The 16347-nt window shown below is 42.2% G+C and carries 14 protein-coding genes; 8 read left to right on the top strand and 6 right to left on the bottom strand.

Annotated features, from left to right (window positions below):
• Window positions 1–311: 311 nt before the first annotated feature.
• Together KP77_RS07420 and KP77_RS07415 are read right to left on the bottom strand one after the other, a co-directional pair.
• Entirely contained in the window at window positions 312–2315 is a 2004-nt protein-coding gene (locus KP77_RS07420) for an ABC transporter ATP-binding protein (protein WP_041122095.1), read from the bottom strand.
• Window positions 2312–4069, bottom strand: coding sequence for an ABC transporter ATP-binding protein (locus tag KP77_RS07415; protein ID WP_041122094.1), 1758 nt, complete (start codon window positions 4067–4069; stop codon window positions 2312–2314). The genes KP77_RS07420 and KP77_RS07415 overlap by 4 nt, the downstream gene beginning before the upstream one ends.
• Before the next feature lie 695 nt (window positions 4070–4764).
• Here KP77_RS07415 and KP77_RS18310 point away from each other — a divergent pair.
• From KP77_RS18310 to KP77_RS07400, 3 genes are all read left to right on the top strand, one after another.
• Window positions 4765–4914 carry a hypothetical protein gene (locus KP77_RS18310; protein WP_173425079.1) on the top strand — a complete coding sequence of 50 codons (150 nt, stop codon included), beginning with the start codon at window positions 4765–4767 and terminating at the stop codon, window positions 4912–4914.
• Between the two features lie 131 nt (window positions 4915–5045).
• Window positions 5046–5615, top strand: coding sequence for a TetR/AcrR family transcriptional regulator (locus KP77_RS07405; protein WP_041122092.1), 570 nt, complete (start codon window positions 5046–5048; stop codon window positions 5613–5615).
• Between the two features lie 15 nt (window positions 5616–5630).
• Window positions 5631–7031: a cryptochrome/photolyase family protein gene (locus KP77_RS07400; RefSeq protein ID WP_041122091.1), complete on the top strand. Its 1401-nt coding sequence runs from the start codon at window positions 5631–5633 to the stop codon at window positions 7029–7031.
• 112 nt (window positions 7032–7143) lie between these two features.
• Here the strand turns inward: KP77_RS07400 and KP77_RS17820 are convergent, their stop codons facing one another.
• A complete protein-coding gene (locus KP77_RS17820; RefSeq protein ID WP_084218631.1) occupies window positions 7144–7317 on the bottom strand; it encodes a twin-arginine translocase TatA/TatE family subunit in 174 nt (57 codons plus the stop codon).
• A gap of 76 nt (window positions 7318–7393) precedes the next feature.
• Window positions 7394–8644, bottom strand: coding sequence for a dicarboxylate/amino acid:cation symporter (locus KP77_RS07395; RefSeq protein ID WP_041122090.1), 1251 nt, complete (start codon window positions 8642–8644; stop codon window positions 7394–7396).
• A 181-nt stretch (window positions 8645–8825) separates the two neighbouring features.
• Here KP77_RS07395 and KP77_RS07390 point away from each other — a divergent pair, with 181 nt between their 5' ends.
• On the top strand, window positions 8826–9260 hold the full coding sequence (locus tag KP77_RS07390) for an arsenate reductase/protein-tyrosine-phosphatase family protein (RefSeq protein WP_041122089.1): 435 nt from the start codon (window positions 8826–8828) through the stop codon (window positions 9258–9260).
• Window positions 9261–9300: 40 nt separating this feature from the next.
• On the opposite strand, the gene kynB is transcribed toward KP77_RS07390, so the two are convergent.
• On the bottom strand, window positions 9301–9915 hold the full coding sequence (gene kynB / locus KP77_RS07385) for an arylformamidase (protein WP_041122088.1): 615 nt from the start codon (window positions 9913–9915) through the stop codon (window positions 9301–9303).
• Window positions 9916–9928: 13 nt separating this feature from the next.
• Complete coding sequence (gene kynU / locus KP77_RS07380) at window positions 9929–11206, bottom strand: kynureninase (protein WP_041122087.1); 1278 nt, start codon at window positions 11204–11206, stop codon at window positions 9929–9931.
• Window positions 11207–11296: 90 nt separating this feature from the next.
• Between kynU and KP77_RS07375 the strand changes: the two genes are divergently transcribed.
• The 4 genes from KP77_RS07375 to KP77_RS07360 all read left to right on the top strand — a co-directional run bounded on the left by KP77_RS07375 (window position 11297) and on the right by KP77_RS07360 (window position 16172).
• On the top strand, window positions 11297–11566 hold the full coding sequence (locus KP77_RS07375; protein ID WP_152614694.1) for a hypothetical protein: 270 nt from the start codon (window positions 11297–11299) through the stop codon (window positions 11564–11566).
• A 15-nt stretch (window positions 11567–11581) separates the two neighbouring features.
• Window positions 11582–12484 carry an aldo/keto reductase gene (locus tag KP77_RS07370; RefSeq protein WP_041122085.1) on the top strand — a complete coding sequence of 301 codons (903 nt, stop codon included), beginning with the start codon at window positions 11582–11584 and terminating at the stop codon, window positions 12482–12484.
• Window positions 12485–12731: 247 nt separating this feature from the next.
• On the top strand, window positions 12732–14090 hold the full coding sequence (locus KP77_RS07365) for a hemolysin family protein (protein WP_041122084.1): 1359 nt from the start codon (window positions 12732–12734) through the stop codon (window positions 14088–14090).
• 399 nt (window positions 14091–14489) lie between these two features.
• A complete protein-coding gene (locus tag KP77_RS07360) occupies window positions 14490–16172 on the top strand; it encodes a glycoside hydrolase family 13 protein (protein ID WP_041122083.1) in 1683 nt (560 codons plus the stop codon).
• The last annotated feature ends 175 nt before the right edge of the window (window positions 16173–16347 follow it).

The raw sequence follows: 16347 nt of genomic DNA, 5'->3' as shown, positions 1-16347 counted from the left end.
CAATCCGCTGCTAAAATTGCACCAAAAACTTACGTATACACTCGAACCTCTAACAGTTGAATTGAACTATCAATGGTATTTTTAACAAGCAATCCTCAATTCAATGTAGAAAGGTAAAACTAAGTGCAGCGGAGCGTAAGGTGGTGACTCCGGGACGATTAGAGGGAAGCTGAGACCCCGCAGCCGAAGGCGAGGAGGCTCAGCAACCTCCGTCCGGAAAGCATCCACCTGAAGCGCAGCGGAACGATTTAAAAAGCCTGAAACACTCTATAAAAGAGTCTCAGGCTTTTTTTGAACAGCAGCAGGAAGTATTACCCAGCCTGCTGTTTCCCCTGCTGCAATTCATACATTTGATAATATTTACCCCGAGCGGCCATCAGCTCGTCATGTGTGCCGCGTTCTGCGATTTGACCTCTGTCGAGTACAAGAATCTGATCAGCATTTCTGATCGTTGACAGACGGTGGGCGATAATGAATGTCGTCCTGCCCGTTTTCAGCGTATCCATTGCCTGCTGAATAACAGATTCCGTTTCAGTGTCCACACTTGATGTTGCTTCATCGAGTACAAGCACCGCCGGATCAAAAGCAAGCGCTCTTGCAAAAGAGATCAGCTGTCTTTGTCCTGACGATAACGTACTTCCTTTTTCAATCACAGGTTCATCAATCCCATCCTTTAGTCCGGTCAGTATCTGATCGGCACCGACAGCTCTCAGTGCATCCTCTATTTTTTCTCTTGAAATTCGAGGATCATTGAGGCTGACATTGGATGCAATTGTACCTGTAAAGAGATACGGATCCTGGAGTACAATCCCCATGTGATCGCGAATGGTTTGTCGAGGTAATTCCTTGATGTTCTGTCCATCAATGAGAATCTCCCCTTTTTGACAGTCATAGAAGCGGAACAGCAGATTCATAATCGATGATTTTCCTGATCCTGTATGTCCGACCAGTCCGATTGTCTGACCAGGCTTCGCTTCAAATGACAGATTTTTTAATACATAGTCTTCTTTTTTATACGCAAATGACACATCATGAAAGACCACGTGTCCTTTTATGCGCTCAATTCTTTCATCTCTGACATCTTCCCCGTCTTCATCCATCAACTCAAACACTCTTTTTCCTGCTACAAGTGCAAGTTCAAGGTTGGCAAGCTGGTTGACAATGCCTGTAACCGGCTGGAACAGTCTGGTCAGATAATCAACAAATGCATATAGCACCCCTACTGTCACGACTGATTCAGCATTCAGTGATGCACCGCCGAAATACCAGATAAAAGCAACGAACGTCAGATTCCGTAAAATATTCACCAGGTTATGTGACATCAGTGCATTCAGATTCAGCAGTTTATTCTGAAACTGAAAATGAGTTGTGTTTTTCTCCTCAAATTCATCCTGAATGCGGCTCTCTCTTCTGAATGCCTGAATAATACTCATTCCCTGTATCGCTTCATTGATAGAAGCATTAATTTCACTTACCTTTGATCTGACTGTCTGATTGTAGACAGACGCATACTTTCTGTAGAGCAGCATCCACACATACAGGATCGGCAGCAGCACAAGGCAGATTGCTGCAAGGTTCGGATCAAGAATGAATAGCGCAATATAGATACCGCCGATATATACGCCGCTGTGGAAAAACTGACCGAGAACCTGCACATAAAGTTCCCTGATTGCTTCTGTATCATTTGTGATTCTTGCCACTACTTTCCCGGCAGGCAGATCATCAAAATAATTGATAGGCAGGCGCTGAATGTGACTGAACACCTGCGTCCGCATTTTCTGAATGATTCTGTTTGCTGACCGCTGCAGCTGAAATTCCTGTCCAAAGTGGAAGATCGCAGCTACAACAGTCAAACCGAAATACAACGCAACAAGCACAAGAATTCTCGGAATCTCAGGTGTGTAAAAGTCAAATACTTCTGCTCGTGTCAGTTCTTCAGCCGGATACGTACCGCCTGAACCGAACGAAAGCTGACCGTTTTCATAACTCCGTTCTCCCTGCGCATCAACCTGACCGTTCACAAAATAAAAATCCAGTCCAATCTGATAAATGTGAGCCTCACTGCCAGCCTGCTCACCTTCATTCAAATAAGCTTCTCTTTTATAAAACGTATTATTGTATGATACAGCATCTTCTGTATCTGCTGTTTCAACCCATGTCTCTTCACTACCTAAAATATGATCATCAATCATTTTCTTTGCAATAAACGGGCCTGCAAGTTCTGCTGCAACTGAAATTGTCAGCATGACAAGGGCGATGATAATCGTCTTTTTATACATCAGGCCATATTGAAAGAGGCGTTTTCCTACACTCATGACTGCACCTCCTCTAACAGTGACTCTTCCACCTGCTGGCGTTCGTACTGCTCAAAATACCAGCCTTTTTTCTCAAGAAGATCTTCATGAACACCTTCTTCGATCATCTCACCGTTATCCATAACGATAATCCAGTCAGCATGCTCTACTGCGGACAATCTGTGAGTGGTGATAATGGTCGTCTTTCCATTTCTTTCATTTTTAATATTTTCAAGAATCGCCGCTTCTGTTTTCGCATCAACTGCTGATAATGAATCATCGAGAATTAGCAGTGAGGGATCTTTAATCAGCGCACGCGCAATTGAAATCCGCTGCTTTTGACCGCCGGATAACGCGACGCCTTTTTCACCCACCATTGTTTCAAGCCCTTCAGGCAGCATCTGCAGATCCTTTTCAAAATGAGCCATCTTAATGGCTTTCATCAGTTCTTCTTCTGAAGCATCCTCTGCTCCGAACAAAATGTTGTCACGTACTGATTTTGAAAATAGTATGTGCTGCTGCGGTACATACCCAATCCATGACAGCAGCTGATCTTTTGACAGATCGCGAATACCCGTTTCACTAACCGATACTTCACCTGTACCTGCTGGATATTCCTTCAGCAGCTGTCTGACAATCGTTGTCTTCCCGCTTCCTGTTCTCCCTACAATACCAAGTGTTTCACCCTGCCTGAGCAACACATTCAGCCTGCTCAGATTTTTCACATTAGAAGAAGGATATTGGAATTCAGTATCTGTAAACTTAATTTCATTCATTGATGAAACAGCCGCTGCATAGGCAGGCTCCGCCACATCCGGCGTGCTGCTTAATGTTTCATTCACGCGGTCCATTGAAGCATTGCCGCGCTGCATGATATTAATTAATTCCCCGATTGCAAACATTGGCCAGATCAACATCCCAAGATAAACATTGAATGATACAAGCTGACCTAATGTGATGGCCTGGTTAAATACAAGATAAGCACCATAACCGAGACCAATCATATAACTGATCCCTGTCAGAATTTTTGTCAGCGGATTAAATAATGAATCAATAAAAGATACGCGGATATTCTTCTGATAAACATCCTCAGTATTTTCATAAAATAACTGTTCGTCCCGTCTTTCCTGCACATATGCCCTGATCACCCGCACGCCTGCAACTGATTCAAGCACGCGGTCATTCAGGTCACCGAATGCATCCTGTGCTGTCATATAACGTTCATGAATCTTTTTACCAAGAATTTTCATCACGATCGCGAGCACCGGTAGCGGCAGAACTGCAGCTAACGTCAGCTCCCATGAAATTAAAAATCCCATCGTAAGCAGAATCGTGAGCATATACGCCGTTGAATCAATCAGCGTCAGTACACCGAACCCGGCAGTAACTGAGACTGCTTTCAAATCATTCGTTGCGCGTGCCATCAGATCACCCGTGCGGTTCCTTTCATAAAATCCGGGCGTCATCTGAAGCAGCTTCCGCATAAACATCGATCTTAGCTTGCGTTCAATCTGGTTGGCTCCGCCAAACAATAGATACTGCCAGACGTAATTGATGATATAAGTAACCACACCAATTCCTGCTAAGATCAACAAATATTTAATTAACAAATTTTCCGTTAACTCACCCATAAAAATATCATCAATCGCCATTCCCACAAGAAACGGCGGCACCACCTCAAACAGGTTGGCAATTAATAAAAGTCCAATTGCGATCGTATAACGTTTCCAGTGTTCTTTAAAAAACCATCCAAGCTTAATAAAAATTTCAAACATCCGTGATAACCTCCTTTAGTCCGTTTTGTTTCAGGCTACCCACTATCCAGAGCCGCATTGAAACCTGCCTTTAATACTTCTGTGTAAAATCCTTTCATCTTCATCAGTCCTCCTGAAATCGTTTTTTATGAAAAACAGCATAGCTGTTATCAACTAAAAAATGGAAATAAAAAAACATACCGGCCCTGTAAAAGCACGGTATGCTTCAAAAAAAGGCGCTGACTGCCTACGCAGACAGCACCTTTATCAGACATAAAAAAATTCAGATCGTCAGAAAAAAGTCCGCTGCGTGATATTCAGTTTTGCAGAAATTGATTTACGTTTGATGATGATCATGACACACAGCTCCTTTCTGTACGATTTTTTGTCCATTATTTGAACATCATTAGAATAAACTACCACTTTGACAATGTCAATATATTTTTCAGAAATCAATGAAAGTTTGTTCTTCGGTTTGTTCTTCGGCACATTTAGAAAATTTTTTAATTGCAAAAACATGAAACCTGGTTTGTACTGCCCCCCTGTGGGTATCTTACTAATAAATGCAAAGTAATATCTGCTGGCTCTAGTCAGCAGCAAATCAATATTATGATTAGGAGGCGTTATCATGTTACGTACAATCTTAATGATTATTGGCGCTATCGTTGTTATTTTCTTTTTAATTAATCTGATTGGATAATCAGGAGGTTATTATAATGGCAGACGAACGCAGAGTGGAAGTACAAAAAGAACAAAAAACCGACAGAGGTCTTGTCGGCGCAACATTCATCAAATACGCTGCTTACATCATTATTTTTATCGGTATCTTATGGTTCCTAATTAATTATATTCTTCCGATGTTTTAAGCAGTACATGAGAGAACCCTGGACATCAGGGTTCTTTTTTGTGGTTTCGCTTATCAGCCGCTTCATTTCCCACTTTCCCACTGCTTTCAGCTATACTGAGTACAGGACGATCATTAAAAGGATGAGTGCATATGGCGCGACAAAGAAAAATGAATATTCCTGAATTGATGGAAGCAACCGAAAGCCTCCTTTTAGAAAAAGGATATGAAGGTTTTCACTTCAAAGCACTTTCCGAACGGCTTGAAGTTGCCAGAAGCACAATTTATGAGTACTACAAAAATAAAGACGAACTGATAGCAGATTATATGACCATGCTGATGGATCAGGTCATGAAAAAAATTGATCAGCTGAGTCAGCAACCTGATGCATTTTTGACGCTGAAGGATCTGCTTTATTTGTTCATGGAATATTCCCAGGTATATGACATGATCAAAATGAGACCTTCACTCGATAAAAGCTCTTCTTCTATTGTTAAAGAGCAATTAGAAAAACTTGATGCACAGTCAGGCAGACTGTTTCAGCTGCTGATGATGCTGATAGAAAAAGCTAAAAAAGAAGGTTCAATCAGAAACAGCCTTCCTTCTTCACTGATTGCAGGTGTGTTTTTTCAATCCGTTTTAATTCAGAATACAGAGGGAATACCTAAGGAAGAATGGGCAGAAGTGCTCTTTGATATGATTGAAAACGGGATTACTCCCTGACAAAGGAGCGTTTTGATGACTGCAATTGTATGGATTAGAAAAGATCTCAGACTCCACGACAACCCGGGACTTTATCATACTGCAGAGACCGGCAAAGTATTGCCGGTCTATATTTTTGACGAAGATGACAAAATCGGTTCCGCTCAAAAGTGGTTTCTTCACCATGCGCTTGAATCATTTCAAAAAAGACTTAAATCCGCAGGCAGCGAGCTTCTCATTTTAAGCGGAAAACCTTCAGAGATTCTGCCTGACATTGTGGAAAAATATGAAGCTGACTCTATTCACTGGAACAGGCAATATGAGCCTGCTGTTTTTAACAGAGACCGTGAAATCGGCGAATCACTTCACAAGAATGGGATCAGCGTGAATACCTACGAAGGAAGACTGCTGCTTCCGCCATGGGATGTAAAGAAAAATAACGGAGATCCGTATAAAGTTTTTACACCCTTTTATAAAGCACTTCAAAAGCATGACATTCCTCAGGCGCTTCCTGCTGTTAAGAACATCGAGCCTGCTTCATTCAACAAACGGGATTCCTTATCTTTAGATGATCTTAAGCTGCTGCCAGAGATTAACTGGACATCCGGTATGGAAAAGCGCTGGACGCCATCAGAAGAAGCGGCTGTCAGACGTTTCAATGCCTTTTTGGATAAAAAACTGAAGGTCTATAAGAGCAAACGTGATTTCCCTTCAGAAGAAGCAAGTTCTGCTCTTTCACCTTATTTTGCCCTTGGCCTTTTATCTGTCAGGAGTGTCTATCATTCAATTAAGAAATCAGCTGAAGCAGCCGGAGAACCATTCATAAGACAGCTTGTCTGGCGTGACTTCGCTTACTCACTGATCACACATTTTCCTGAAACAAAAACAGACCCGATGAATGAGCAGTTTAAGTCATTCAAATGGATGGATGAGAGCGACCAACTGAAAGCGTGGAAACACGGAAAAACCGGCTTTCCTATAGTGGATGCGGGAATGCGGGAACTATGGACAACTGGTTATATGCACAACCGGGTCAGAATGATTACCGGGTCTTTTCTGACTAAAGATTTGCTGATCCACTGGAGAGAAGGCGCAGACTGGTTTGATGATACGCTTGTTGATGCTGACGTTGCCAATAACGTGATGGGCTGGCAGTGGGTAGCCGGTTCAGGTGCTGACGCTTCACCTTTCTTCAGAATCTTTAACCCTACCACACAATCATCCAAGTTTGATCCTAATGGAGAATATATCAGGCAGTGGATCCCTGAGCTTAAACATATGCCCACAAAGCATATTCATGATCCTTCCTCTGCTCCTGATGATGTACTTGAAGAAGCAGGTGTTCAAATCGGCAGGGATTATCCTGAACCGATCGTTGATCATAAAGCAGCAAGACAAAGAGCGCTTGACCATTATGATGATGTAAAGAAGGGATAGATGATAGGGGCACAGGAGAAACAGAGCTTGCTGTGCTGAAATTAGAATGATGATAAAAATAGCACACCAAGCTCCGTCCCCGGTGTGCTCCCAGAAAAAACCGCCCGGGAAATCACTCCCCGGACGGTTTTTTAGGCTGCTCATCTTTCGTGACTGAGTTCAACCCTTTTTTAAATTCATAAAGTGTTCTACCGGCTGTTTTGCCTAACTCCGGCAGTTTTGACGGACCAAACACGATCAGCGCTGCAAATAATATAATGAGTATTTCTCCAAATCCGAGGTTCATTGTACTCTACCCCTTCTGTTCATCTTGCTATTAGTATACAATCTTTCACGCAAAATGCGAGTGGAGATATTGTGAATTACGCTTCACCGCGCTGTTCTTTAATTTTTCTCTTTTTTTCTGATTCTGATACGAAAAGCGCAACCGCAGCATCACCGGAAATATTGATCGCTGTTCTTGTCATATCAAGCAGTCTGTCGATTCCAATAATCAGACCAATACCAGCGACCGGGAGCCCTACCTGTGCAAGTACCATAGCAAGCAGGATCATTCCCACACCCGGCACCCCTGCAGTTCCGATACTTGCAAGAACTGCTGTCAGCACAACTGTCAGAAGCTCTACAAATGATAGGTCGACTGCATATACCTGTGCAATAAAGATCGTAGCTACACCCTGCATAATGGCTGTACCATCCATGTTAATTGTGGCACCTAACGGCTGAACGAAGGAACTTGCCGGTTTTGATACTTTCAATTCTTTCTGGGCAGTTTCCATCGAAATCGGCAGTGTCGCATTACTTGAAGACGTACTGAAACCGACAGTCATTGCAGGGAAAAAGTTTTTGTAGAACCAGATCGGACTCTTTTTAGCCAGAAACCCAATGATAAAACTGTAAGTAACTGCCGCATGAATTAATAATGCGAGCAGAACAACCAGAACATACATCAGAATACTCTGAAGAGAATCCAGTCCCGCTTCACCAAGTGCTGACGCAATCAGACCGAATGTACCATATGGTGCGAACTTCATGACAATTCCAACGAGGAACATCATAATATCATTCCCCTGTTCAAAAAGCTGATAGACACCTTTTGTCTTGTCTCCAAGTACTGTAAGGGCAAACCCGATAAAAATAGCAAATGCGATAATCTGCAGCATATTTCCTTCAGCCATGGCCATTACCGGATTTTCAGGAATAATATTCAATAAAGTCTCTCCAACTGAAGGAGACTCTTCTTCTTCAAAAGTAGCAGCATCCTTTTCTTCCTGGGTAAATAGTGAATCACTGCCCGGCTGAATGACTGTTGCAAGTGTCAAGCCGATCGTGATGGCAATCGCCGTTGTAGTCAGGAAAGTCAGGATTGTTTTTACACCCATTCTGCCAAGTTTTTTCGTATCGCCAAGCCCTGCAACACCAAGTACAAGCGAAAAGAAAACAATTGGCACAACAAGCATATTAATTAATCCAAGGAATATTTCCCCGAGCGGATTGAATAAGTATGTATTTAATGTACTAAACAGATCGGGGGCGAATATATTTAATAATAGGCCTACGATAATACCAAGTACTAATCCTATTAAAATCTTAGCTGTCAGATTAAGTTTCATACAGCGTCCTCCATCCTCATATTTATAAGCATTCCGTTTTTACTCTATACCCAAATCAATTTACCTGCTAACCGCACAGAAATCAAATAATGCGCCGGAAAACAGGTCTATGTGCATATATTTAATGAAAGATGGGTATAGTGAATTATGAAAGCGTCGAAAAATGAAAGGAGCTGTTCGTATGGCCGATCGATACATTTACTTTATATCAGCAAACCATGAACGCAGCTCAATCGCTGAAGGATGGGCTTCCAGGCTTTATATTCCCGGCACTGTTTTTAAAAGTGCAGGATGGGCAGATGCCAGAAAAAATCCTTTCACTTTACAGGCAATGCAAGAAATCAGTATAGATATAGCATCGATTACACCGTATCGCATAAGTGAAAGCGACCTCAGGAACGCGGATGTGATTGTCCTTATACAGGATCCTGAAAAAGACGAGGAAATCAGTATTCACCCGTCATTTTCTGACAAAGTAATTAACTGGAATATCGTTAACCCTGCTAAAAGAGCAAATGATCCTTTTACAAAGTGGGCGATGTTTCAGGAAATATGTGATGAAATTGCACTCAAAATCCGCGAGCTTGAAAAAGATCTTTCAGCATCAGCTGTGTAACCCCCACCTGCATATGAGCAGTGGGGGCTTTTTTCTAACTTTATGATACGAGCACTGCACGTACCGGGCTGCCGTCACCGCCTTTAATTTTCAGCGGCATGGCGATCAGCTGATACGTCCCTTCCTCCACTTCATCGAGTACAATACCTTCTAATATATTGATATCCTGCGCATACAAAGCATGATGTACAGGAAGCTCTTTACTTTCGAGATGATCGACAGAAGGCAGATCAACACCAATCAGGTTAATGCCCTGTTTTTTCAGATAAGCAGGCACCTCTGTATCGAGTACTGGAATACCATCCGGGAATACCCCGCGATTTTGCCATGAGCATGTTTTAAACAGGACAGCCGTGACTCCTTCGCCCTTCAGGTTAATATGCTCTTTTTTAATCTCTGAAAGACCTGTACAATCAATCACTGCAGCTTTAGCAAAATACCTGTTTAAGTCGAGTTCATCAGTTTTCTGTCCATCGTCGTCATAGTGAAAAGGGGCATCAATATGTGTACCGATATGCGTACTTGCTTCAATCTTCCCTACATTGACAGATCCGCTTTCTGCCATTGGCCATGCAATTTCATAGTGAAACGGTGTATCTCCCGGCCAGTTTGGCGTCTCAGTGCTTAGCGTCATTGAAATGTCGATCAATTTCATCTGCTTCCACTCCTTACGCAATAACATTTCTTTCATTCGAATAGTTTTTATATGCTTCCGTTTCCATGATTCTCTGTATCTTCTGCATTGCTTCATATAAGTCCTGATAGCTTGTATAAAATGCTGCAGGTGCCAGTCTGATAATATCAGGCGCTCTGAAATCCGGAATAATTCCTTCTGCTTTCATTGCTTTGCAAATACCGGCTGCATAAGGATGTTGAAGCGCAATATGCCCTCCCCGGTCTTCATCAGCTGAAGGAGTCACTTTTTTCATACCAAATGACCTCAGCTTTTGTTCAAAGAAATCAGCCATATATTGAGTCTGATGCAATGATTTTTTTCTCAGGTTATGAATACCTGCTTCCTCAAACAGCTCCAGGCTGCCAATCAGCGGGGCAGTTGATAAAATATTCGGTGTACCAATCTGGTATGCACCTGCTCCATCCGCTTTTGTAAAAGTATGTGCCATATCAAACTGCTTTTCTTTATTAGAACCGAACCATCCTTTTAATCCAGGCAGCCTGTCATGATGTTTTTCATGAATGAATAACCCGCCTGTTCCCCCGGGACCATTATTCATGTACTTATAATTACACCATACAGCAAAGTCAACGCCCCAATCATGGAGTTCATGCGGCACAGCACCGATTGAATGAGCGAGATCAAAACCGACGATAATCCCCTTTTCATGAGCTCGCTTTGTCAGTTCTTTCATAGGCAGCAGCTGTCCGCTCCGGTATAGGACTGAAGGCAGCAGCAAAACAGCAACCTCATCCGTTAATACACGATCAATTTCTTCAATTGATAAAGTTGTGCCATTATCAGAAGCAGCCTTAATCAATTCTATATCAGGGTTCAACCCTTTTAACTTGATCTGACTTTGAAGCGTATAAATATCAGAAGGGAAGTTCAGTTCATCTGCTGCGATTTTCGTCCGCTTCCCATCCGGCTGATAAAAGGTTGAAAGCATCTGATGAAGATTGACTGTAATAGAACCTGTTACGATCACTTCATCCGGCTTTGCGCCAATCAGCGGTGCCGTTTTTTCACCGAGCTGTTCTGAAAGTGTAAACCATGGATGTTCCCCTTCCATCCAGCCTTCGATGCCATAGTTCTTCCAGCTGTCAAGCAGACTCAGTACTGCCTGCTCAGCTTTTTTGGATAAAAGTCCAAGTGAATTACCATCTAAATAATATTGCCCCTCTTTTATGTAAAATTGATCACGAAATGCTGAGAGTTCATCCTGCTGATCAAACAACACAGCTTCCTCCCTGCTGAATGTAAAACTCATACTTTCACCCTCCAGTTGTTCATGATGATTGAATTTGTATGATATTATCATACAGTATAGAAACTTGTTTTGCGAAGGCGGGAGGGCTGAATGATGAAGAAAACAAGAGTTGTCATCATGATAATGCTGATCCCTGTTCTCATTGTGATTCCTGCTGCTTCTGCAGCACTCTTATACATACTTCCGCTTTTCATCCTGCTGTCAATTTTATCTGTTTCAAAACCCGGGAAAGCCGAGCTTATGAGAAGTGCCTTATTAATCCTGGCACTTTATCTGATCGGTGTAACTGCTGAAGAACTGGTCATCAGGTTGATCGCAATCATCTTTATCATTTTTACATTGTTATTCACTAATTCATAATTGGAGGAATTTATTATGCAAAGAGTACAGCTTACAACGGACTTTTCGATATCAAAAACTGTACACGGCCTGATGCATCTGTCAGGGTGGGGCCTGTCTAAATCAGAACGTCTCTCACTGATCAAAGAGGTGCTTGATACAGGGATTACGACATTTGATCATGCTGATATATATGGAAGTTATCAGTGTGAAGCGCTTTTTGGTGAAGCACTCGCACTCGAGCCATCACTGCGGGACAAAATGGAGCTTGTTACAAAATGCGGGATTGTTCTTGAGTCCCCAAACCGCCCTGCTCACAGAAGCCATCATTATAATACAAGTAAATCACATATTATCTCATCAGTTGAACAGTCACTGAAAAACCTTTCAACTGATACAATTGATCTGCTGCTGATCCATAGACCGGATCCATTCATGAACCCCGAAGAAACCGCGGCGGCTTTTGGTGAGCTTCATCGCTCAGGTAAGGTCAGACATTTTGGCGTATCAAACTTCAAGAGAAACCAGTTCAATATGCTTGAAAGCTATATCGATCAGCCGCTGATTACAAATCAAATTGAGCTGAGTCCATATCACCTTGAGAATTTTGAAGATGGCACAGTTGATCTTTCACTTGAAAAGAAAACACCGCCAATGGCCTGGTCTCCCCTTGCAGGCGGAAAAATTCTGACAGGTACTGATGAAAAATCAGTGAGAATACGTGAGGCATTAAATGAAGTTGGTCAGGAGATCGGCACTTCACAATTAGATGAAGTGATTTATGCATGGTTATATAGCCACCCTGCAAATATTTCTGTCATCGCAGGATCAGGTAAAATTGAAAGGATCCGCTCTGCTGCCGGTGCCCACACGTTCAATATGGACGCCCATCAGTGGTTCAGAATCTATCAGGCAGTCCTTGGACACGATGTAGCTTAAATGAAATTCAGTGGTAAAAATTTTGCTGACTGTGATAGAATATAGGCAATTAACTTGAGAATGGAGGAAATCTGATGGGGTTATGAACCTGAACTGTATAGTAAACCGTTTTGTCAATGGCATAAAAGCTCAGCGTAAGTCCCCTGAAGAACCTTCGTTCTGTGCGGACGATCTCTGATGCTTACACACTAACATTTACAGGAGGTGGAAGAGAGCTTCCTAAATAGACTGGAATGCTCTCGCATCATTGGAGATAGACAATTTAATTTTGGTCGTTGTTTTACTTGCATGTACGGCATTTTTCGTGGTTTCTGAATTTTCGATTGTAAAGGTGAGATCCACACGGATTGATCAGCTGCTTGAGGAAGGTCACACGAGAGCAGCAAGAGCAAAAAAGATCACTGATAATCTTGATGAATATTTATCTGCATGTCAGCTTGGCATCACTGTCTCAGCGCTGGCACTCGGATGGATTGGCGGACCGACGATCGCACAGATGATTGCACCGCTCTTTACAGGCATTGAGGCTTCATGGATTTCAATTTTCTCATTCGCAGCTGCTTTTTCATTGATTACCTTTTTACATGTTGTTATTGGAGAGCTTTCTCCAAAGATTATTGCGATACAACAGGCAGAGAAAATTACACTCATGGTTGCAACACCATTAATCTGGTTTTACCGTATTCTTTATCCTTTCGTCAGGTTCCTGAATGGTTCAGCGCGTCTATTGACAAGAGCACTTGGATTAAAGCATTCGCAGTCCAACGATATGGCTCATTCTGAAGAAGAGTTACGGATGATTTTATCTGAAAGCTTAAAGAGCGGTGAGATTAATCAGTCAGAGTACAAATTCGTAAATAAGATTTTTGAATTTGATGAGCGTGTTGCAAAAGAAATCATGGTACCAAGAACAGAAATTGCAAGTGTAGACAGCGGCCTTACGCTGCTTGAAGTATTTGAAGTAATGAAAGAAGAGCAGTATACACGTTATCCGGTCACTGAAGACGGTGACCGTGATAATATTATCGGTATGATTAATATGAAAGAATTGATGACAGCGTTTATCGAGGATCAGAATAACGGTAAGCGACCTGTTTCTGAATTTACCCACCCGATCATACAGGTCATTGACAGCATTCCAATTCATGAACTGCTTCATAAGTTCCAGAGAGACAGAATGCATATGGGAATTCTGCTTGACGAATACGGCGGAACATCCGGCCTAGTTACGATGGAAGATATTATTGAAGAAATCGTCGGAGAAATTCAGGATGAATTCGATGCTGATGAAATTCCGGACGTTCAGCAGATTAATGAACATCATTTTATTCTGGATTCAAAAGTGCTTGTTCAAAGTGTGAATGAGCTATTGAACATCGAAATTGATGAAGAAGATGTTGATACGATCGGCGGCTGGTTCATGACAAGAAACTTTAATGCTGAAGTCGGCGATGAGCTTTATGAGCAGGGCCATGTATTCCGGGTTAACGATGTAGAAGGCTACCATATTCTTTATCTTGAAGTATGGAAGCTGTCTGAAGAAGAAACATCTGAGTCTGAGGTGGAAACTGCTCCGGCAGCAATACGGACGACAGAAGCTTTATAATGGGAACCGCGCAATGTTGCGCGGTTCTTTATTTTGTTGAAGGGCTTGTGGCGGGCAGCGGTTGTAGTGTTTCGTCTGGCAGCTGTAGTGTTTTGCTTAGCCGTTGTAGTGTTTCGTCTGGCAGCTGTAGTATTCTGCTTACCTGTTGTAGTGTTTCGCCTGGCAATTGTAGAGTTCTAGCTGGCTACTGTAGTACCCCCGCCTGCATGGATCGGACAATTTTCTTATTTTAAATAAATATTGCGAAATACCTTGATAGACGGTAAAATAAATGGGTATAAAAAGTGAATGAAATACATGCTCGCTTTGTATTGCAGTCCATACAAAATCACTGCAGACAAAGCATTTAATTTAATTGTTAGTGCAAGCGATTGCATAAAATATGGAGGTGCCGTACTGATGAAAAAAATATGGTGGAAAGAAGCTGTCGGGTATCAGATCTATCCGAGAAGCTTTCAGGATTCGAATGGTGATGGAATTGGTGATCTGCAGGGAATCGTTTCGCGTCTGGACTACGTAAAAGATCTTGGAATTGATGTGATCTGGATTTGTCCAATGTATCAATCACCTAATGATGATAATGGATATGATATCTCTGATTACCAGGCAATTATGGATGACTTCGGTACAATGGACGATTTTGATACATTATTGAAAGAAGTCCATAAGCGTGATATGAAGCTGATTATCGATTTTGTGCCAAATCATACGAGTGATGAACACCAGTGGTTTGTGGAATCACGCGAGTCTAAGGACAGTCCAAAGCGTGACTGGTACATCTGGCGGGACGGTAAGAAAGATAAAGCCGGGAAAACCATTGCTGAGCCGAATAACTGGGAAAGTATTTTCGGCGGATCTGCGTGGGAATATGACGAGAAAACTGACCAGTACTACCTTCACGTCTTCTCGACAAAGCAGCCGGATGTGAACTGGGAAAACCCTGAAGCAAGACAGGCAATTTATGACCAGGTCAACTACTGGCTTGATAAAGGAATTGACGGCTTCAGAATTGATGCAGTCAGTCACATTAAGAAGCGTAAAAAACTTCCTGACATGCCAAACCCTAAGAAGAAAAAATATGTTTCTTCTTTCGATATGCATATGAACCAAAAAGGCATCCAGCCTCTTTTAAAAGAATTCAAAGATAAAACATACGGCCAGTATGATGTCATGACAGTCGGCGAAGCTAATGGCGTATCGATTGATGAAGCTGATCTGTGGGTTGGTGAGAAAAAAGGGAAAATGGATATGATATTCCAGTTCGAACACCTTGGCCTGTGGGATGCAGAGACAAACCTCCAGCTTGATATTGTTGAACTGAAAAAAGTATTGACGAGATGGCAAAAAGGTCTTGAAAACAATGGCTGGAATGCATTGTTTATTGAAAACCATGATAAACCGCGCGTGGTGTCAACATGGGGTAATGATGATGAATTCTGGTATGAAAGTGCAACATCTATGGCAGCGATGTACTTCCTGATGCAGGGTACGCCATTTATCTATCAGGGTCAGGAAATCGGCATGACAAATGTTCAGTTTGACTCGATCGATGACTATGATGATGTGTCTGCGAAAAACCTGTACCGCATCCGCCGTGAAGAAGGTGTAGCGCATGACGATATTATGCGGATTCTGTGGGCATCTTCACGGGACAACAGCAGAACACCTATGCAGTGGTCAGCTGAAGGTAATGCAGGATTCACAACAGGTTCACCATGGATGAGAGTGAACCCGAACTTTAAAGATATTAACGTCGAAGATCAGTTAAAAGATGAAAACTCTGTCCTTTCTTTCTATAAGCGGATGATTGCACTGAAAAAGGAGTATGATATTTTCACTTACGGTGTCTATGATCTGATTCTTCCTGAACACCATCAGATCTATGCATATACGAGAACGCTTGAAAATGAAAAAGTTGTTGTTCTGACTAACCTTTCAACAAAGGATGCGATTTGCGAAGATCTTGATTTTAAGATCAGCCTGGATCACCTTCTGCTGAATAACCTTCCTGTTGCCGCACACGACGATACTTCTACGGTGGTACTGAAGCCTTATGAAGCGAGAGTATATAAACTCTCGTAACTTACAGAGACTGTCCAACCGGGCAGTCTTTTTTTGAACTTAACGCGGTGATAGTTGATGAGGAAACTTCCGCTCCATCAGTATTAAACTGCCCTAAAACTCGAATTTGAATTCCGACTCGTGAAACTTGATTATTATAAATAATATTTGAGTCATTTTTATGAACTGATATATT

This window comes from Jeotgalibacillus alimentarius (assembly GCF_000829445.1).
In the GTDB taxonomy this organism is placed as follows: Bacteria; Bacillota; Bacilli; order Bacillales; family Jeotgalibacillaceae; genus Jeotgalibacillus; species Jeotgalibacillus alimentarius.
Note: the sequence above shows the minus strand (reverse complement) of the source record. Positions and strands in the feature narration are given on the sequence as shown.

Bases quoted from the DNA above. Each gene is read 5' to 3' on its own strand.
- KP77_RS07420 (WP_041122095.1), bottom strand. From the start codon at position 2,315: ATGAGTGTAGGAAAACGCCTCTTTCAATATGGCCTGATGTATAAAAAG.
- KP77_RS07415 (WP_041122094.1), bottom strand. From the start codon at position 4,069: ATGTTTGAAATTTTTATTAAGCTTGGATGGTTTTTTAAAGAACACTGG.
- KP77_RS18310 (WP_173425079.1), top strand. From the start codon at position 4,765: ATGGCAGACGAACGCAGAGTGGAAGTACAAAAAGAACAAAAAACCGAC.
- KP77_RS07405 (WP_041122092.1), top strand. From the start codon at position 5,046: ATGGCGCGACAAAGAAAAATGAATATTCCTGAATTGATGGAAGCAACC.
- KP77_RS07400 (WP_041122091.1), top strand. From the start codon at position 5,631: ATGACTGCAATTGTATGGATTAGAAAAGATCTCAGACTCCACGACAAC.
- KP77_RS17820 (WP_084218631.1), bottom strand. From the start codon at position 7,317: ATGAACCTCGGATTTGGAGAAATACTCATTATATTATTTGCAGCGCTG.
- KP77_RS07395 (WP_041122090.1), bottom strand. From the start codon at position 8,644: ATGAAACTTAATCTGACAGCTAAGATTTTAATAGGATTAGTACTTGGT.
- KP77_RS07390 (WP_041122089.1), top strand. From the start codon at position 8,826: ATGGCCGATCGATACATTTACTTTATATCAGCAAACCATGAACGCAGC.
- kynB (WP_041122088.1), bottom strand. From the start codon at position 9,915: ATGAAATTGATCGACATTTCAATGACGCTAAGCACTGAGACGCCAAAC.
- kynU (WP_041122087.1), bottom strand. From the start codon at position 11,206: ATGAGTTTTACATTCAGCAGGGAGGAAGCTGTGTTGTTTGATCAGCAG.
- KP77_RS07375 (WP_152614694.1), top strand. From the start codon at position 11,297: ATGATGAAGAAAACAAGAGTTGTCATCATGATAATGCTGATCCCTGTT.
- KP77_RS07370 (WP_041122085.1), top strand. From the start codon at position 11,582: ATGCAAAGAGTACAGCTTACAACGGACTTTTCGATATCAAAAACTGTA.
- KP77_RS07360 (WP_041122083.1), top strand. From the start codon at position 14,490: ATGAAAAAAATATGGTGGAAAGAAGCTGTCGGGTATCAGATCTATCCG.